At 50.6% G+C, this 17594-nt stretch carries 15 protein-coding genes and 1 pseudogene; 13 read left to right on the forward strand and 3 right to left on the reverse strand.

Annotated features, from left to right (window positions below; genetic code table 11):
- Positions 1–121 precede the first annotated feature (121 nt).
- The 3 genes from Q0238_RS02100 to Q0238_RS02110 all read left to right on the forward strand — a co-directional run bounded on the left by Q0238_RS02100 (position 122) and on the right by Q0238_RS02110 (position 5002).
- Positions 122–1960, forward strand: a complete 1839-nt coding sequence (locus Q0238_RS02100) for a biotin/lipoyl-containing protein (protein ID WP_297942442.1) — start codon at positions 122–124, stop codon at positions 1958–1960.
- A 131-nt stretch (positions 1961–2091) separates the two neighbouring features.
- Positions 2092–3675, forward strand: a complete 1584-nt coding sequence (pckA, locus tag Q0238_RS02105) for a phosphoenolpyruvate carboxykinase (ATP) (RefSeq protein WP_297942444.1) — start codon at positions 2092–2094, stop codon at positions 3673–3675.
- On the forward strand, positions 3650–5002 hold the full coding sequence (locus tag Q0238_RS02110) for a CAP domain-containing protein (protein ID WP_297942446.1): 1353 nt from the start codon (positions 3650–3652) through the stop codon (positions 5000–5002). The genes pckA and Q0238_RS02110 overlap by 26 nt, the downstream gene beginning before the upstream one ends.
- 100 nt (positions 5003–5102) lie before the next feature.
- On the opposite strand, the gene Q0238_RS02115 is transcribed toward Q0238_RS02110, so the two are convergent.
- From Q0238_RS02115 to dnaG, 3 genes are all read right to left on the reverse strand, one after another.
- Complete coding sequence (locus Q0238_RS02115) at positions 5103–5597, reverse strand: hypothetical protein (protein WP_297942449.1); 495 nt, start codon at positions 5595–5597, stop codon at positions 5103–5105.
- Between the two features lie 267 nt (positions 5598–5864).
- Positions 5865–6848, reverse strand: a complete 984-nt coding sequence (locus Q0238_RS02120; RefSeq protein ID WP_297942451.1) for an argininosuccinate synthase domain-containing protein — start codon at positions 6846–6848, stop codon at positions 5865–5867.
- A gap of 9 nt (positions 6849–6857) precedes the next feature.
- Positions 6858–9026 carry a DNA primase gene (gene dnaG, locus Q0238_RS02125; protein ID WP_297942453.1) on the reverse strand — a complete coding sequence of 723 codons (2169 nt, stop codon included), beginning with the start codon at positions 9024–9026 and terminating at the stop codon, positions 6858–6860.
- A gap of 60 nt (positions 9027–9086) precedes the next feature.
- Here dnaG and Q0238_RS02130 point away from each other — a divergent pair, with 60 nt between their 5' ends.
- The 10 genes and pseudogenes from Q0238_RS02130 to Q0238_RS02175 all read left to right on the forward strand — a co-directional run.
- Positions 9087–10112: a tetratricopeptide repeat protein gene (locus Q0238_RS02130; protein ID WP_297942456.1), complete on the forward strand. Its 1026-nt coding sequence runs from the start codon at positions 9087–9089 to the stop codon at positions 10110–10112.
- A complete protein-coding gene (gene rnhA, locus Q0238_RS02135) occupies positions 10090–10512 on the forward strand; it encodes a ribonuclease HI (protein ID WP_297942460.1) in 423 nt (140 codons plus the stop codon). The genes Q0238_RS02130 and rnhA overlap by 23 nt, the downstream gene beginning before the upstream one ends.
- Before the next feature lie 432 nt (positions 10513–10944).
- Positions 10945–11607 (forward strand): annotated as a pseudogene (gene rnc / locus Q0238_RS02140) (ribonuclease III); the annotation flags it as partial.
- 227 nt (positions 11608–11834) lie between these two features.
- Complete coding sequence (gene aroC, locus Q0238_RS02145; RefSeq protein ID WP_297942462.1) at positions 11835–12950, forward strand: chorismate synthase; 1116 nt, start codon at positions 11835–11837, stop codon at positions 12948–12950.
- 130 nt (positions 12951–13080) lie between these two features.
- On the forward strand, positions 13081–14295 hold the full coding sequence (locus tag Q0238_RS02150) for a hypothetical protein (protein ID WP_297942465.1): 1215 nt from the start codon (positions 13081–13083) through the stop codon (positions 14293–14295).
- On the forward strand, positions 14295–14984 hold the full coding sequence (locus Q0238_RS02155; protein ID WP_297942467.1) for a hypothetical protein: 690 nt from the start codon (positions 14295–14297) through the stop codon (positions 14982–14984). The genes Q0238_RS02150 and Q0238_RS02155 overlap by 1 nt, the downstream gene beginning before the upstream one ends.
- A gap of 346 nt (positions 14985–15330) precedes the next feature.
- A complete protein-coding gene (locus tag Q0238_RS02160) occupies positions 15331–15708 on the forward strand; it encodes a hypothetical protein (protein WP_297942468.1) in 378 nt (125 codons plus the stop codon).
- A 119-nt stretch (positions 15709–15827) separates the two neighbouring features.
- Complete coding sequence (locus Q0238_RS02165; protein WP_297942470.1) at positions 15828–16181, forward strand: hypothetical protein; 354 nt, start codon at positions 15828–15830, stop codon at positions 16179–16181.
- A gap of 77 nt (positions 16182–16258) precedes the next feature.
- Complete coding sequence (locus tag Q0238_RS02170; protein WP_297942472.1) at positions 16259–16873, forward strand: hypothetical protein; 615 nt, start codon at positions 16259–16261, stop codon at positions 16871–16873.
- 518 nt (positions 16874–17391) lie between these two features.
- Positions 17392–17594 (forward strand): hypothetical protein (locus Q0238_RS02175; protein WP_297942474.1); only part of this gene is annotated, 203 nt, incomplete at its 3' end.

Genomic DNA, 17594 nt, shown 5'->3' on the forward strand with positions numbered 1-17594 from the left:
TTATTTTATTGCAAATTCTAGTGCTATTAACGCTCGCAATCTTTCCGGGGGTTTTTGGTTTAAAAGCTTTTTTAGGCTAGAAATATTAAAATTCACGCTAAATTTAATCTAGGAGCTAAAAATGGCTAAAAAGCTTATCGACGTTATGGATACGACCTTTCGCGACGGATTTCAGTCTGTTTTCGGCGCGCGCGTGGCGATGGAGGATTTCCTACCCGCCGTTAGCGCGGCAAAAGAGGCCGGCATCACGCACTTTGAGTTCGGCGGCGGCGCGCGGTTTCAGAGCCTGTATTTTTACCTAAACGAAGACGCGTTTGAGATGATGGATAAATTTAGAAGTATCGTGGGGCCTGAGGCGAACCTACAGACCCTTAGTCGCGGCGTAAATACCGTCACGCTCGATACCGGCAGCCGCGAGATCATTGATCTGCACGCCAAGCTTTTTGCCAAGCACGGCACGACGACGATTAGGAATTTCGACGCGCTAAACGACGTGGAAAATTTAAAATTTAGCGGCGAGCGCATCTCGCGCCACGGGCTCAAGCACGAGGTCGTAGTTACGATGATGGATCTGCCGCCGGGATGCAGCGGCGCGCATGATGCGGCTTTTTATGAAAAAATTCTGCGTCAAATTTTAGACGCGCAGATTCCGTTCGACAGCGTCTGCTTCAAAGACGCAAGCGGCACCAGCAGCCCGCAGAAGGTCTATGAGACGATCAAGCGCGCGCGTAAAATTTTAGGCGACGGCGTGCATATCCGCCTGCACACTCACGAGACGGCGGGCGTTAGCGTCGCATGCTACCAGGCTGCGCTCGTTGCGGGCGTGGACGGCATCGACCTTGCCGCGCATCCCGTAAGCGGCGGCACCAGCCAGCCCGACATTCTTACGCTACTGCACGCGACGAAGGGGCAAAATTTCGACCTGGGGCTAGACGCAGAGAAAATTTTAAAATACGAAGAGGTTTTGGGCGAGTGCTTGAAGGATTATTTTATGCCGCCCGAGGCCACGCAGGTAAGCCCGCTCATTCCGTTTTCGCCGATGCCGGGAGGCGCGCTTACGGCAAACACTCAGATGATGCGCGATAATAAAATTTTAGACAAATTCCCAGCCGTCATCAAGGCTATGCGCGAAGTCGTCGAAAAGGGCGGCTTCGGCACGAGCGTGACGCCAGTTAGTCAGTTTTATTTCCAGCAGGCGTTTAACAACGTAATGTTCGGCCCGTGGAAAAAGATCGCCGAGGGCTACGGCAAGATGGTGCTAGGCTATTTCGGTAAAACGCCCGTTAAACCCGACGAAGACGTAATCAAGCTAGCCGCCGAGCAGCTGGGCTTAGAGCCTACGAATAAAAAGGCGATCGACATCGCAGATCTAGACGAGAGTAAAAGCATCTCCTACGCGAAAGGAATTTTACGCGAGCAGGGCATTGAGCCTAGTGAGGAGAACATATTTATCGCGCTTGCGTGCAAAGAAAAGGGTATCGCGTTTTTAAAAGGCGAGGGCAAGGTGATGAGCCGCAAAAAAGAGGACGTAGCACCCGCCGCAAGCCATCAAAGCGGTATTTCTAAAAACGGCAAATTTGACGTTAAGATTAACGGCAAAATTTACAACGTAGAATTTGCCGGACAAAACGTGCTCGTAAACGGTGATCGATACGACGTCAGCTTCGATACCTCAGCGCCCGCAAAGCCGCAGCTGCAAGGCTCTGCCCACGAGCAGCCCACTGCTGACGCGCGAGGTGGTACGGACGATAACGATATAAAAGCGACGCTTCCTAGTAACGTATTTAAAATTTTAATAAAGGAAGGCGATGCCGTTAAGGCGGGGCAGAATGTCATCGTTCTTGAAGCGATGAAGATGGAGATAAATATCGAAAGCCCGCGTGACGGCATAATCGATAAAATTTTGATCGCTCAAGGCGATACCGTCGATGCCGATCAGGTGCTCGCGATTTTAAGATAAGCTCTAAATTTAGGCGGGCGCTTCCGCCTAAATTTCATGAGGGCTATCCTCGGTGCTTAAGCGAGCTCACCTAAATTTTAAGCTATAATAGCGCAATCATTTATCAAAATTTAATTTAAAAAGGACGCAAAATGACAACTCCGAACGATCTGGATAAACTAGGTCTTAAAGATATCAAAAAAATCAACCACAACCTAAGCTACGACGAGCTTTTCGAGCTTGAAAAGGCTATGAATGAAGGGCGCGTCAGTAGTAACGGCACCTTTATGGTCGATACCGGCATATTTACGGGTCGCAGCCCAAAGGATAAGTACTTTGTAAAACAAGACCCGAGCCAAAAATACATAGCCTGGGGTAAGATAAATCAGCCCATCTCAAAAGAGCTTTTCGATAAGCTTTTAGCCAAAGCCAAAGCCCAACTAAGCGGCAAGGAAATCTTTATCCAAGACGCCTATTGCGGCGCTAGCAAATCCAGCCGCAAAAACGTGCGCTTCGTAACTGAAGTCGCATGGCAGGCGCATTTTGTAAAAAATATGTTCATCCGCCCAAGCGAGAGCGAGCTAGCGGAATTTCATCCTGATTTCGTCGTTTACAACGCGTGCAAATGCAAAAACGAAGATTACGCGAGCGACGGGCTGCATTCCGATGTTTTCGTTATCTTTAACGTTGAGGAAAACGTCGCGGTTATCGGCGGCACGTGGTACGGCGGCGAGATGAAAAAGGGAATTTTTTCGATGATGAACTACTGGTTGCCGCTTGAGGGCAAGCTAAGCATGCACTGCTCGGCAAACGTGGGCAAAGAGGGCGACACGGCACTATTTTTCGGCCTAAGCGGCACGGGCAAAACGACGCTATCGACCGATCCTAATCGTAAGCTAATAGGCGATGATGAGCACGGCTGGGACGATGAGGGGATATTTAACTTCGAGGGCGGCTGCTACGCGAAGTGCATAAACTTAGACCCGAGCAGCGAACCTGAGATTTACGCCGCTATCAAACGCGACGCGCTGCTTGAAAACGTGGTCGCGGATGAGGCTGGCGTCGTGGACTACAAAGACGGCAGCAAGACCGAAAATACCCGCGTCAGCTACCCGATCTATCACATCGAAAATTACGAGCCAAGCTCTGCGGGCGGCCATCCGAAAAATATCATTTTCCTAACAGCCGACGCATTCGGCGTTTTGCCGCCGGTCGCAAAGCTAACCAAAGAGCAGGCGATGTATTATTTCCTAAGCGGCTATACGGCAAAGGTTGCGGGCACCGAGCGCGGTATCACAGAGCCCGTGGCGACCTTTAGCGCGTGCTTCGGCGAGCCGTTTATGCCGCTGCACCCGACCGTTTACGCTAAGCTGCTGGGCGAAAAGATCGACAAGCACAACGTCAGCGTCTATCTCGTAAACACCGGCTGGAGCGGCGGCGCGTACGGCGTGGGCAAGCGAATGAGCATCAAAGCCACGCGCGCGTGCATAAACGCGATCCTTGACGGCAGTATCAAAAAGTGCGAATTTGAAAATTTCGAGAAATTTAACCTCGCGATCCCAAAAGAGCTCGCGGGCGTCGAGACGAAGCTGCTAAATCCGATCAACACGTGGACGCACCCGGCGGAATATAAGATCACGCGCGATAAGCTTGCAAAGATGTTTGAAGAGAATTTCAAACGCTACGAGGACGTAAAAGAGGGGGTCGAGTTTGCCAAAGCGGGCCCTACGGCTTAGGCTCCTGGGTCTTGGGGCGATCTGCGCGCTTTTTGCCGCATGCGAAAACACCCCTTCAAATTTAAAACAGCCGCTTGTTGCGATGAGCGGCTTTTCCTTTTACGACGATCCGTTAAGCTACATCAACAATGTGCGCGCAAAATCGGGGCTAAATCAGCTTGCGCAGAATGAAATTTTAAATACATCCGCGCTTAATCACGCAAAATATGTCGTCGCAAACGAGGCGATGTCGCACGACGAAACCCCCGGCAAGCCGAATTTTACGGGCGAAAATCCGTCAAAGCGCGCTTTTTATGCAGGCTATAATGCCGTCGTGAGTGAAAATTTATCCTATAACTCAAGCGATCTAAAAAGCGCGATCGACGGGCTTTTAAGCGCGATCTACCATAGATTTGCCTTTTTGGATTTCGCCTCGGATGAGATCGGCATCGGCTATTTTGAGCACGGCAAAAAAAGTAGCTACGTTTTTGAGATGGGAAATTCGCGCCTCAACGCCTTTTGCTCGCGGAATTTAAACGACGAAGGAAGCGGCAAATTTCTACTTGGGATGTGTAAAAACGAAACGCTACGCATGAGGGAGGATAAGTTCAAAAGCGCCGTCGCGCTAAACTCGCGCCCTTACGTTTATTACCCGAACGACGAGCCCGCGCTTGCATTTTTCAGCAATGAAATTCCAGATCCCATGCCGGGGTGCAAAATCACCGCAAATCCCGTAAGCGTGGAGTTTAATGCCGAGGAACCGCCCGTAACGATGAAAAGTTTTAAAATTTACGAAGGCGGCAGGGAGCTTCAAAACGTTAAAATTTTAGACAAAAACTCCGATCCTAACTCCATTTTAAGCGATAGGCAGTTCGTGCTTTTCAGCAGAGATGTTTTTAAATTCGACGCCAAATACGGCGCGGAGTTTAATTACGAGCAGGGCGGCAAGCAAAAGACGTTACGGTGGGAGTTTATCACGCAAGCGCCTAAATTTAGATACTTCGTCGTGCAAGGCGGAGAAAATTTGAGCGTAAAAAACGGCGCGTTTTACGATATATTCGTAGCTCCGAAAGACTGCAACGATTTGATGAAAAGCTACAAAACCAGCTACTCCTTTATGGATAAGCCCGAAATTTCAAGCCCCGCGGCGAATATGCTGCGCGTAAAGCTAAACGGCGCAAAGGGTGCGAAGCTTGAAATTTCAACGGACAACGGCGCGATAATAAATCTGTATTTAAGCGACAGCTCCAAAAGCTACGGCGGCATAGGTAAAATTTACGCCGCAATCGCGGTGGTTTTGACGGCGATCATTTTGTTTTATCTTTTGACAAGGCGCAGAGAGCGATAGGCGAGACCTATTTTTGCGACTTCTGTTTTTGTCTGCGCGCACGGGGGCGCATAATGCCTATCCTGCGTGAAATTTAATGCGGAGTCCTGCTTTTAAATTTCTAAATTTCATCCCCGTTTATCTCATCCGCAAGTTTCAAAATTTTAGCCTGCACCGCCTCAGGAGCGTAGATATCCATCCACTCTATCCCGTTTGATGCGCTAAAAAGTACGGCTATCTGTCCCTCGCTCATCGCGCGCTTAGCAAGCTTGGTCGCCGCAGGGCTGTTGCCCATATTGGGCGTTTCGTCTATGCTTATCTCGGCGCAACGGCGCAAGATAGGCGCCAGATCAAACTCGCCATCAAGCAAAACGACAACCGAGCCGCGCCTAAAACTGCAAGCGTTCCAAAAAATCTCGGCGCCGTTTACGCATTCGCGCGCTAGATCGAGGCGAAATTTGCCCCGCTCGCGCACGAGAAAACTAAAGTCGCTCAAATTTAACGGGTGCTCCACGCTACCGAAAGCCCCCACGATACTATCTTTGCGCCCGTTATAGGCGTAGGCGGCGAGCGTGTTTTGCAGTAGCGGAGCGATGATCTGCTCGTGCGCGCTCATGTGATCGCCATCTCTGGTGCGGCTTGTGATCTTTACGAAAAATGGTTTTAAATATTACATAAACGCTCCTTAAGCTTAAAATTTGCTCGCTTTTGCTTTTAAATTTAGCGCTCGCGGCGGTTAAATTTAACTCTGAGCCTGACGTATTTTCGGTCTATTTCGGGCGTTGTCATTTAAATTTTTACTCTTGTATCTGTTATCGCAGCTTTTTGCGCTTATGTATCGTTTTTACGCCTATCAAATACAACCTGGATGGCGGTTTAGATTTTACACAAAATACTCGCGCGCAGCATCCTTGCTCTCAAACGGGCTTGCGCTCAGCTCGCTGCCCTCTATGAGCACAAGGTAGCGGCGCGCGGCATCCGTTTTGGCGTATGTCAGCGCCAGCTTCGCCGCAAGCTCTCTATCCGCCTCGCTAGCACCCCTGCTTAGCAGGCTTAGCGCGCCCACGACGTCATCTTTAAATTTTATCTCGCTAAATTTTGGATTTTGCACGGCGGCAAGCTTTTTGTTATCGCTCTCATCTCGCCCGATTATGAGCTTAGCACCCTCAGGCAGGCGCAGATGGCGTCCGAATTTTAAAATTTCAGCGTCCGCGGGCGTTTCGATCTTTTCAAATTTTACAGCATCCTTGATCCGCTCGCTGAAGCTCTGCACGGTCAGCAGACAGCCTCCCGCGGGCGTTTCGTAATCCTCAAAGCCGAATTCTGCCGCGAGCTGCATCTGCTTAGTGCGCCCGCGCCCACTGATGTCAAGCAGCGCGCCCCTATCGATCCAGCCCTTGATCTCGGGCGTCGTGGGCGGCAGCAGTTTCGCGCACAGCGGACGCAGGATCAGCCCCTCCTCATCGCCGCTAAGCCCGCCGACCTGAGCTAGAGCCTGCGCGCGCTGGCTCATCGGGCGCTGTCCAAGCACCTCGCCCGTGATGATGAAGCTCGCCCCTTCGCTTTGTAGCATCGCAAGCGCGGTCTTAAACATATATCCGTGGCAGTCGATGCAGGGGTTGAAGTGCTTGCCGTAGCCGTATTTTGGCTCGAAAAGCACCTGCCGTAGATATTCGCTTCTGATATCGACGCTTTTAAAATCCGCCCCCGCGGCTGCGGCTCTGCGGCGCATGATCTCGCTCTTATCGTCCTTGCCGCTAAATCCGATATCCATATTCAGCGCGAGCACCTCGATGCCTTGCGAGACGATGAGTTTGACCGCGAGCATGGAGTCAAGCCCGCCGCTAAAGAGCGCCAATGCCTTCATTTCGTTCCTTTACTTGAGTTGGTTGATCTTTTTTTGATACTCCAAGATACGCTCGATCTTGTCGGGCGCGTCGGAGTTTTTGAGCTTTTGCATCAGATCTTGCAGGGCGTTGCGGCGTAAAATTTTGCACGCATCGTTAAAAAGCGCTACGCCGCCGATCGGCAAAATTTCATCATCCAGCGCAAGCGCGCGCAGATTTTCAAGGGCTTCGTTTTCTACGCTTTGAGTATTTTGACTATTTTGAGCGCTTTGAACATTTTGAGCTGCGGCTTCCCTCTCGCCCTGCTTTGCGCCGCTGCTTGAGCTCCGTCTCTCACCGTTATTTAAACCCTCTTCCTTCTTTCCCTGCTTCTCGCCGCCGTTTGCGCCCTGCTGCGCGGAATCTTTTAAATTTACGGCGCCTGCGGAGCCTTGCCCTCTAAAATTTTGCCCGCTAGAATTCATGCCGCCTTTTAAATTTACGCTCTCGCTACGGATAAAATTTTCTCCCGCACCGCCTGCGGTAAAATCTTCGGAGGCGCTGTCTACATTACCGCCCTCGCCCGCGATGAAATTTTTAAAATTTCCGCCGCTGCGGGCAAAAGCCAAAAACGCCTCGAAAATATCGCCGTGCATACGAAAATCGCGCCGCTCTAAGCAGCCGAGCCCGAGCTGTGCCATCTCGCCATCAAGCAGCATTGATTTTATGATCTGAAGCTCCGCGATCTCCTTGCGGCGCAGTAGCGAGCGCCCGGGCCTAGCCGAAGACGCAGGCGGCGCGGAGCTTTCATAGCGCGCCGTGTTTTGTGCGCGAACAAAATTTCCGCCGTTTAGGCTCTCGCTCGCGCCGCCCCTGCCGTCTGCGCCGTGCCCTCCGTAAGAGCCGAAATCGTAAGAGCCGAAGCTCCCGCCCTCGTTAAAATTTCGCCCCTCAAAGCCCGCGCCGAAATTTTTACCGCCGCTAGAGAGATTGAACGAGCCGGGCGAAACGTTTAAAATTTGCGCCACTAGGCTCTGATAGGACTCGGCGAGTACGGGGCCGAGCGCTGCGGTAAATTCTTTGATCTCATTTAGCGCAGCCTCTTTTTGCACGGGGCGAGCGAGGTCGTATTTTTTAGCGATTCTTCGGATCAGAAACTCCCCGCTCTCCATGCCGCTAGCATAAATTTGCTCTAGCTCGCGCACCTTCCCCGCCGCAATCATATCCGCAGGATCGGCACCGCCGCCGATTATAGCGACGCTTGAGTCGATCTTATTCAAACATAAAAGCCGCGCCGACTTTATCGCCGCATTGATGCCCGCGGCGTCGCCGTCGAAGCTAAGCACGACGTTAAGCTCCGCGCGCTTTATAAGCGGCAGATGAGCGGGCGTCAGCGCCGTGCCGAGCACCGCTACGGCGTTGTCGATGCCCGCTTGATGCAGCATGATGACGTCCATGTAACCCTCGGTGATGATGAGGGTTTTTTTGGCGATCGCGCTTTTTTTCGCAAGGTCGAATGCGTAGAAAATTTTAGATTTATCAAACAGCGCGCACTGTGGCGAATTGACGTATTTGGCGGGATTATCGCTTATCGTGCGGCCGCCGAAGCCCACGAGTTTGCTCGCGTGGTTGTAGATCGGAAAGGTAATGCGCTCGATGAAGCTAGCATAAAGCCCGCGCTCGTTTTGCTTCACTGCGCCCGTATTTAGCGCGTCTTGCGGCGGAATTTCTTCGTTTTGCAAAACCCTGATCGTCTGCGCGCTAGCTCCTGCGTAGCCAAGGCCGAATTTGCGAATAGTCGCATTACTCAGTCCGCGTTCGTGCAGGTATTTTACGGCGGCGGGGTTTTGATAAAGGCAGCTTTGATAGTAGGCGTTTAAAATCCCGAGCACCTTCTTCTCTTCGCTGCGCTCCTGGACTTTAGCGCCGGTGTATTGCAGCGCGAAATTATACATCCCGGCAAGCTTTTCGACCGCTTCTGGAAAGCTTATCTTTTCGTAATCTTGGATAAATTTAATCGCGTTGCCGCCCGCCTTGCAAGAAAAGCAGTGAAAAATTCCAAGCTTTGAACTCACGCTCATGCTCGGGTGCGAATCGTCGTGGAATGGGCAGACGCCTACAAAATTTGCGCCGCTGCGCTTAAGCGGGATATATTTTTCTACGACGTCTACGATATCTACGGTGGCCAGCAGATTTTCTATGCTTTCGTTTTTAATCATAAGCAAAATTATACCCGCACTTTGCTATAATTGCCCTTTATTTTTGCGACAAGGTTTGATTTGGATAATTTTTTCTTAGACGATCGCGACCCGATTTTCGGGCTTATCATGCTGATAAGCATAATCTTGCTAGTGTCGATTCTAAGCTACATTTGGGGAGTTTTTTCTAAAAAAAACGAGAGGCAGAGCCTAGAGAATTTTATCAAAAAATTTGATACCCTAGACGCGCTTAGCACCGAGCACAGGCAGCTTTTGGCAAGCCCTCAAATTGATATCCCGACGCTTGGAATTTTGGCTAGCTCTTTTGTCAAAAGCGGCGACTTTGAGCGCGCGATAGAAATTTATCTAATCGCGCTAGGCAAGGCTAGCGGCGGCGTGCAGAGGGAGTTTATCCTCACCAATCTCGGTATCGTATATTTCAAAGCGGGCTTTTTAGGGCGCGCCGAAGAGGTGTTTTTACAGGCGCTGAAGCTGCGCCCGAGAAACAAAGAGGCTCTTACGCATCTTACGGTGATTTATGAGCGGCTGAAGCGCTTTAATGAGGCGCTTGAAGTGCTTGGCGCGCTGCGCGAACAGGACGCCGAAGTATATGCTCAAAGCCAGTTCGAGCGCGCTCAGATCATCGCAAACGACGCCAATACGCCGTTTAACAAGAAAATCGCTAAAATTTCAAAGCTAAACTTCAAAGGCGCGGGGCGGTTCTGCATGGAGCTTTTTATCAAAAACAAAGAGCCCATGGAGGGCTTTGACCGCTTCCCGCCGATCGAGCAGGCGATCGATCTGATCTATGATTTCCCTGCGGCGGTAAATACGCAGGATGCGGAGTATAACGCGCTTTTTTACGCGCTTGGAAGAAGCGATCAAAAGCCGCAGAGCGCGAGTAAAATTTTTGAGATCAACGCGCTTATGGCTATGAAAGACGCGGGCTTTGAGGACGCGGGGCTTAGCTTTAGCTACACCTGCGCGAAGTGCAAAAGCTCGGTGGGGCTCTTCTCGCACCGCTGTCCGGTCTGCTACGAGCTAGGCAGCATGGAGATCAGAGCGCAAATTTCGGAGAAAACCGGTGAAATCGGTCAAACTTTTTAGCGACGGCAGCTGTCTCGGAAACCCTGGAGCGGGCGGCTGGGCTTATATCTTGCAATACGGCGACGCGATAAAAAAGGCAAGCGGCGCGGAAGCGATGACGACTAATAATCAAATGGAGCTAACGGCCGCTATAATGGGGCTTAGCGCGCTTAAGCAGCCCTGCCGCGTCGAGCTTTTTACGGATAGCGAGTATGTTGTTAAGGCGATAAATTCCTGGCTTGCAAAGTGGGTCGTTACCGATTTTAAGGGCAAGAAAAACGCAGATCTGTGGCGCAGATACCTTACGGCGGCGGCGCCTCACGAGATCAAAGCCTCGTGGGTCAAGGGGCATGCGGGTCATCCGCAAAACGAGGAGTGCGATGCTATGGCTCGCGCGGCGGCGGAAGCGATAAAGGGCTAAAATTCTGCGGCAAAGCTCGCGGTTACGCGGATTTAGCATAGATTTACCCGCGTTTGCTTTGCACGCAGAGCCGCTTCGGCGTAAATTTTATCGCCGCCGGTTTAGCGCGTTCGTTCACGTAATCGAGCCTTAGCGAAGATTTCGTTAGCAGTGAGCAGGCTTTGGCGCGACTCTATTCGCGACGGGTCTATTTTTGGCGAGGACTTCGTTTGCGGCAAGTGAGCCTTAGCGCGGTTTGCGTTAGAATTAGCAGGCTACGTTTAAATTTTATTCGCCACAGATCGGCGTCAGAGGGCTTCATTCGCCGCGTTAGCGCAAATTTGGCGCAGGTCCGCATTCGTTCGTTTCGCTTGTGCAGGTTTTGTTCGCACCGGATGCCGTTTGCATGCGAGCCGCCGCGGATTTCGTAAAATTTTATAATAAAGGGCAAAGATGCAAAATTTAGAAAAATTACAAGAAAAACTGGGCTATAAATTTAAAAACCAGGCCCACCTCAAGATCGCTCTTACGCACAAAAGCGCCAAAAACGGGCACAACAATGAGAGGCTGGAATTTTTAGGCGATGCGGTGATGGATCTGATCGTGGGCGAGTATCTTTTCAAAAAATTTAGCAGCGACGAGGGCGATCTGAGCAAGCTGCGCGCCGCGCTCGTGAACGAAAGCAGCTTTTCTAAATTTGCAAAATTTTTGGGCATCGGCGAGAACCTGAATATGTCGCTGTCCGAGGAGCGCAACGGCGGGCGTGAGAAACCATCGCTGCTTTCGGACGCGTTTGAGGCGATAATGGGCGCCGTCTATCTTGAGAGCGGGCTGCAAAACACCGCCCGAATCGCGACCGCAATCTTAGAAATCCTATATCCGCGCATCAGCTTTAACGAGCTCGTTAAAGACTACAAAACCGCGCTGCAAGAGCTCACGCAGGCAAAATTTGGCGTCACGCCCGAATATGTCCTTTTAGGCTCGAGCGGCCCCGATCATAAAAAAAGCTTCGAAATGGCGGCGCTCGTAGGCGGCAAGCGGCTCTCATCCGCCGTGGGAGCGAGCAAAAAGGAGGCCGAGCAAAAATGCGCGCAAATTGCGCTCGAGCTTTTACAAAACGGCGCCTCGCACGGCACTAACGCGCAAAATGGAGAGCAAACAGCATGCGATAGCGACGCACAAAGCAGCTCAAACCGCGCACAGGACGGCAAAAAAGGCTCACGAGGCGGCAAAAAGAGCGATCGCGCCGGCACATCGGGCGGCACACCGAGCGCTAAAAGAAGCAATGAGCGAAACGGGCGTGATACGGATAGACAAGGCAGTGGTGACCAAGGAGGCGCGCTATGAATACTTTCGGCGAGAAATTGCGCCTTAGCACCTTCGGCGAGAGCCACGGCGCGGCGATCGGCGGCGTTTTGGACGGCTTTCCGGCGGGCGTGGCGATCGAGCCTTCAAATATCCAAAGCGAGCTTGACCGCCGCAAACCGGGCGACAAATACGCTACGCCGCGCAAAGAAGCCGATGAGATCGAAATTTTAAGTGGAATTTTTGACGGTCGCAGCAGCGGTGCGCCGATCGGATTTATCATCCGCAACGCAAACCAGCACTCAAAGGACTACGAAAATTTAAAGGATATTTTCCGCCCCGCTCACGCCGATTTTACATATTTTGCCAAATACGGACTGCGCGATTACCGAGGGGGCGGGCGAGCAAGCGCGCGCGAAACCGCCGTGCGCGTGGCTGCGGGAGCGTTTGCGCAAATCCTGCTAGATCACTTTAAAATTTCCGTAAAAAGCGGAATTTGCGGCGTGGGCGAAATTTACGCGGAAAATTTAGACTTCGACTTTGCGCAAAACAGCGAAATTTTCGCGCTCGATCCCGCTATGGAAGGCGCGCAGAAAGAGCTAATTCTAAGCGTTAAAAATGCCGGCGATAGTATCGGCGGCTGCGTGCTAACTCGCGTCACGGGCATGCCTGCGGGGCTCGGCGAGCCGCTGTACGGCAAGCTGGATGCGGCGCTTGCGGGCGCGCTGATGGGCATAAACGGCGTAAAGGCCGTGCAGATCGGTGCAGGAGTGAGGGCAAGCACGCTAAAAGGCAGTGAAAACAATGATTTTATGCGCGCTAGCAAAAATTTGATCCGCACCAACGACGGCAAGATCGGCGCAAATTTCGCAAGCAACAACGCAGGCGGGATCCTAGGCGGCATAAGTAGCGGCGCGCCTATCGAGATTGCGACGCATTTTAAGCCCACTCCGAGCATTTTCATGGCGCAACGCAGCGTCGACGTGCGCGGCGCGGACGCGGTCTGCGAGCTGCGCGGGCGGCACGATCCGTGTATCGCCGTGCGCGGCAGCGTCGTAGCCACCGCGATGGCGCGACTGGCGATCGCCGATGCGTTACTGCTAAACGCGAGCGCGACACTGGGGAATTTGAAGCGAATTTACGGCGAGGATTAAATTTAGACGAGCGACCCTTCAAAATTTTGCGAAATTTCATAAAATTTTAGGGCCGAGCGATGAAATCCCCGCGAGTTAGGCGGGCAAATTTTAAATTTACGCGGTAGGGCTATCGCGACAAGGAGGGCAAATGAGACTTGAGCGTATCGGCGAGGACTCGGCACTGATCGCGCGCATAGAGGCGATCAACGTCGCGGCGTTCCCCGAAATCGAGCGCATCAGCATAAAAAATTTTTTAAAAATGTCGCGCAAAGGACAGCTTGAAATCGCGGCGATATTCGAGGATTTTGGCGCCCTGGGCGCTAGCGGCGCAGCAAATAAACATCGCGCGGCGGCGAGCAAAAATTTAAACGCGCCGAAGCAGGATTCTTGCGCGGCAAAGCGGGATTGCGGCGAAGCGAGCCAAGATCGCGATGCTGCGGGTAAAAATTTCGATGCGAGTGACTGCGGCGCGGCAGAATTAGCATCTTTGAGTTTCGAAAATCGCGGCACGGCGGATAAAAAATCTAATGCGGCAAGCAAAAAATCAAACGCGGCGGTGCAAAATTTAAGCGGCGAGGAGTTGGTTGGCTTTTTCGTCTATAGAACCGAGCAGACCTACAAGCGCGCGATTTCGCACCACAAACAGCCGCCGCCCCGCCTCAATGCGGATAAAATTTTAAGATCCAAAGCCCATAGCAGCGCGGAATTTGAAGGCGCAGAGGATGAAATCTCAAGCGGTAAAGCGGAATTTTCAGAGGCAAAATTTTTTGGCGTTGCAAGCGGTAAAATCGCGGGCCAAAAAACGCAGCCTTTTAGCGGCGATGAAATTTTAACCGCCGCGGACTGTTCGATTTGCGGTGCAAGCGGCGAAATTTTATCAAGCGTCAGAAGGGATGAAATTTCATCAGGCGCCGCAGAGGGCAAAATTTCGTCAGGTGCCGCGGAAAGCAAAATTTCGCGTCACGATGAGAGCGAAATTTCAAGCGGCGGGGAGAGCGAGATTTTTTACGTGGCCTACCTCGGCATCGATGCGAAATTTCGCGGGCTAGGGGTCGGCTCAAGGCTGCTCGCGCTCATCGTCACGCAAAATCCGCGCGCGCAAATCGTCCTTGACGTCGAGCCGCCGCACGAGGACGCGCCCAATCTCGCGCAGCGCCTGCGCCGCATAGAATTCTACGGCAGACGCGGCTTTCGGCGCTGCGGCAAGTTTTTCAACTACGCAGGTCTTAGCTTCGAGATCCTTGCTAAGCCGCCGCTAAGCGCGCCGCAGCAGGGATTTGACGTAGCGAGCTTCGTGAAATTTATCGGCGCGGGCAATAAATTTAGATTTAAAATCACCGACGCGCCGCTATATAAAAACTAATGCAAAAGCCCGAATTCAGCCTCATCTGCGACGATACGTTTTATAGAATTTTCTCCGTCGCGATCCTTGCGTTTTTTTGCATTTTTATCTCTTTGGACATCGGCGGATCGGGGGAGCTGTTTTACACGGACAGCCCACTACGCTCGCAGCGAGCCAAGCCCAGCCTGACGATCGTTTTTATGTTTTTAGCGTTACTTTATCTGCGAAGCGGTAGCAAAGAGGCGGCGCGCGTGGAATTTGACGGGCTTAAAATATCCTTTCGCAGAGGGCTAGACAAATACGATCTTATGCTTGGATGCGTCGATCTGATAGAGCCGTCGTTCGGCTTCGTGCGGACGTTTCGCGTACCGTTTATAAGCTACGAGCGGTTTTTGAAACTGCAAGAAATTTTAAAATTCTTGCTTCTTTTCGCATACGTCGCGGGCGTATTTTTGACGATCAAATTCGGCTTTGCCGAGGCTGCGATCTATGCAGCGACGGGCATTTTTGCGATTTTGATCGCTTCAAAGCTCGTCGTCGCGCGGAGGCTAGACGGACGAGCGGGGCTACGACTACGCGACTGCCTGCTACTGCGCGGGAGGGACGATACGGGTGCTGCGGTATTTTTTTGCATCCGTCCTAGCCGCGCCGAGCGCGAGGCTTTACGCATATATTTTTTGAAAAATTTCAGCTACGACATTAAGGCGTGAAATTTTTCGGTTTTCAGCGTAAAATTTAGACCCGCGGGGTAATCTGGCTACGGCTAAACGTAAACGAAGCGCAAAGGCGGATGCTGCGCGAGTATTTCGCGGCGAGATTGGGGTTAGATTTCGAGCAAAATTCCGTCCGCGGCAATCGCAGATGAGATCGCTAGGCGCTCGCAGTAGTCCTCGAAACAGCTGTAGATGAGCCGCTAGCGTCTGCTTGGCTGAGACAGCCGCCGCTCGTTGCAACTCGCCGCAATCGCCCCTGCAAATATCCCGCGTTCTTAAACGCGCCGAAAGCAAGACGACGATAAAATACGCTTCGTCAAAAATCATACCGAAAAGGAATTTTATGAGGGATTACGACAAAGAGCCGATCAAAATCATAGATAGAGCGGTTTACTTTCAAAACAATATTGTTCTTTTTCTTTCACTCGGTTGCTTATATAAAATATTCAATTTAGAAGTTACTCCGTTAAACTTGAAATTTTACACGCATTTTAGTGCCGATTTAGTTATGTTTATCGTAGTGGTCTTTTTATTGTTGCCGGCTACATTACTTTGGCCTATTAAAAGAAAGGGCAGTCCCGCGTATTTTTTATTGAAAAATAATAAAATCAGCTATATAAATGCTTTCGACGATAAGCCCGGATCGCTAAATCAGGCGCTAAATGATTTTTATTTTGTCAAGAAAGAGGAAATAATAAAATTTGCGATGCCTGCGATATAGATAAGGCGAGTTTTTGTGTTATATCGGAGCTATACAATAGCTTCGGTAGATTTCACTATTTTTCGTCCTACGAGCTGTATAAAAAATCGTCCATAGGGGTACACATAGGAAAGGTTGTATTGTTTTTATATCATACGATAAATTTCATATTGTTCATCTTGCCGTTTAAAATTTATATGCTGATAAGAGCGGATGAGCCTTTGGGCTTAATCCGCAAAAATATCGTGCTAAGGTTCAAAAATAGAAATTACTTCCTTATAAATATATATTCTAGGCGAGATCTGGATGAGATACTAGAGTATTTTAAGCAAAAAGGCGTCCAAGTTACGGATAAAGTGGTCTTTATGCCGCAGGCGCAAAATAAAGGCTTGTTTACCGATAAAAACGAAATTTGGAGCGATGATTTCGGTGATACGCAAATTCCAAAAGACACGTTTAAGCGAAAGCTTAGGCGATTTTTTAGCTTGGATTGAAGAGCGATTCCGCCCGTTTCAGCGTAAAATTTAGACCCGCGGGGTAGAATTACAAAAATTTTTACACGGAGCAAACAATGAAAAATTTCTTTCTAGCCGCAATAGTTTGCGCGCTTTTTAGCGGTTGCGCATATGAAGCGCAGTTTAATCAAAACGCCGATGTGGCGCCGTTTGATGATACTATAAACGCGACTAACGCCATGCAAAGCGCGCTCATTTACATCCCTGGCGAGCTAATGGGGACAAAAAGCTACGTCGCAAGCTCGAAGCTAGGCAGAGACGATGAGCTTAAAATCGACGTCGGCGAGTTCGTCGCAGGCGAGGCAAAGCGCTTCTTCGGCACCTACCTAAGGCGCGTAAGCGTTACCGACGACGAAAAAGCGCTGCAAGGTAAAGGGCTCGTTATCGCGCCTGAGCTTAGCTCATTCGGCTTTGGCTTTTACAGCTCCGACGGCATCGATGTTTCGGCAAAGCCCTATGTGCGCTACAATCTACGTCTAAAAATGTTTAAAAACGGAAAGCCGATCTACAACCAAAATATCGCCGTAAACGAGCGCAACTTCGGCGAGGAGGAATTCTTCGGCGGCGGTCAGGGCTCGTACGCGCAGATCGGCGGGATCTTTCAAAAATCTATGGCGAATGATTACGCCGTACACGCTAGAGAGATTTTGGACGTAATCAACGACAACTAATCGCGCTTGCGCCTTTTTGTGGTAAGGCGGGCATATAGTCGCTTATTTTTGCCTGTCGTCTTGTGGCAAAATTTGTTGCGGCGATCTTGCGGCACGCGCTTGCGGATCGTCGCGCCTAAGCTCTATCTAGCGATATAATTAACATGGCTTTAAAACTCTCATAGACGCGCTTTCTTGCGGGATTTACTAATCTACGGCATTAAATCCTTTTGATATCGAGTTTGTCGGTACTCTAAGCATCGAATTTATTTCGCAAGCTAAGTTAAATTCCGCAAAAATCGCGTTATAAAATTTAACTTAGCAGCTTATATTTAAGTGCGGCAAGCCAATAAATTCCGCACCTTGATATACTGCCTAATTCCGTATTTTAGGGCCAAATCCTGCAAATAAATTTTTCGCGTTCGCTGCTACGCTTGGATCAAATTATATGTTCGTGGCACCAAAAAATTCGCCCTAAATTTAAAGCACCGATTAATATTAATTTTTATATCATTACTAAATTTTTTAAGGAGAGAATTATGAAAAAGTTTTTATTGCTTCCGTTTGCTTTCGCGGCGCTTTTTGCGGCACCAAGCTGCGATAATGTCCAGCTCAAAGCGGCTGTGGAAGGCATCAATAAGAGTGCGCCGATGCGAGTCGACGAGATTACCACGTTAACGGGCGCTGAGTGCAAAGATGGCAGCTTTATCTACAACTACGAGCTAAATGACGGCATGGGGAT

Source organism: uncultured Campylobacter sp. (assembly GCF_938045775.1).
GTDB lineage: Bacteria > Campylobacterota > Campylobacteria > Campylobacterales > Campylobacteraceae > Campylobacter_B.

Excerpts from the sequence above, each read along its gene's own strand:
- Q0238_RS02155 (WP_297942467.1), top strand. The coding sequence starts at position 14,295 with ATGCAAAAGCCCGAATTCAGCCTCATCTGCGACGATACGTTTTATAGA.
- Q0238_RS02160 (WP_297942468.1), top strand. The coding sequence starts at position 15,331 with ATGAGGGATTACGACAAAGAGCCGATCAAAATCATAGATAGAGCGGTT.
- Q0238_RS02115 (WP_297942449.1), bottom strand. The coding sequence starts at position 5,597 with ATGAGCGCGCACGAGCAGATCATCGCTCCGCTACTGCAAAACACGCTC.
- dnaG (WP_297942453.1), bottom strand. The coding sequence starts at position 9,026 with ATGATTAAAAACGAAAGCATAGAAAATCTGCTGGCCACCGTAGATATC.
- Q0238_RS02150 (WP_297942465.1), top strand. The coding sequence starts at position 13,081 with ATGAGACTTGAGCGTATCGGCGAGGACTCGGCACTGATCGCGCGCATA.
- aroC (WP_297942462.1), top strand. The coding sequence starts at position 11,835 with ATGAATACTTTCGGCGAGAAATTGCGCCTTAGCACCTTCGGCGAGAGC.
- pckA (WP_297942444.1), top strand. The coding sequence starts at position 2,092 with ATGACAACTCCGAACGATCTGGATAAACTAGGTCTTAAAGATATCAAA.
- Q0238_RS02120 (WP_297942451.1), bottom strand. The coding sequence starts at position 6,848 with ATGAAGGCATTGGCGCTCTTTAGCGGCGGGCTTGACTCCATGCTCGCG.
- Q0238_RS02100 (WP_297942442.1), top strand. The coding sequence starts at position 122 with ATGGCTAAAAAGCTTATCGACGTTATGGATACGACCTTTCGCGACGGA.
- Q0238_RS02170 (WP_297942472.1), top strand. The coding sequence starts at position 16,259 with ATGAAAAATTTCTTTCTAGCCGCAATAGTTTGCGCGCTTTTTAGCGGT.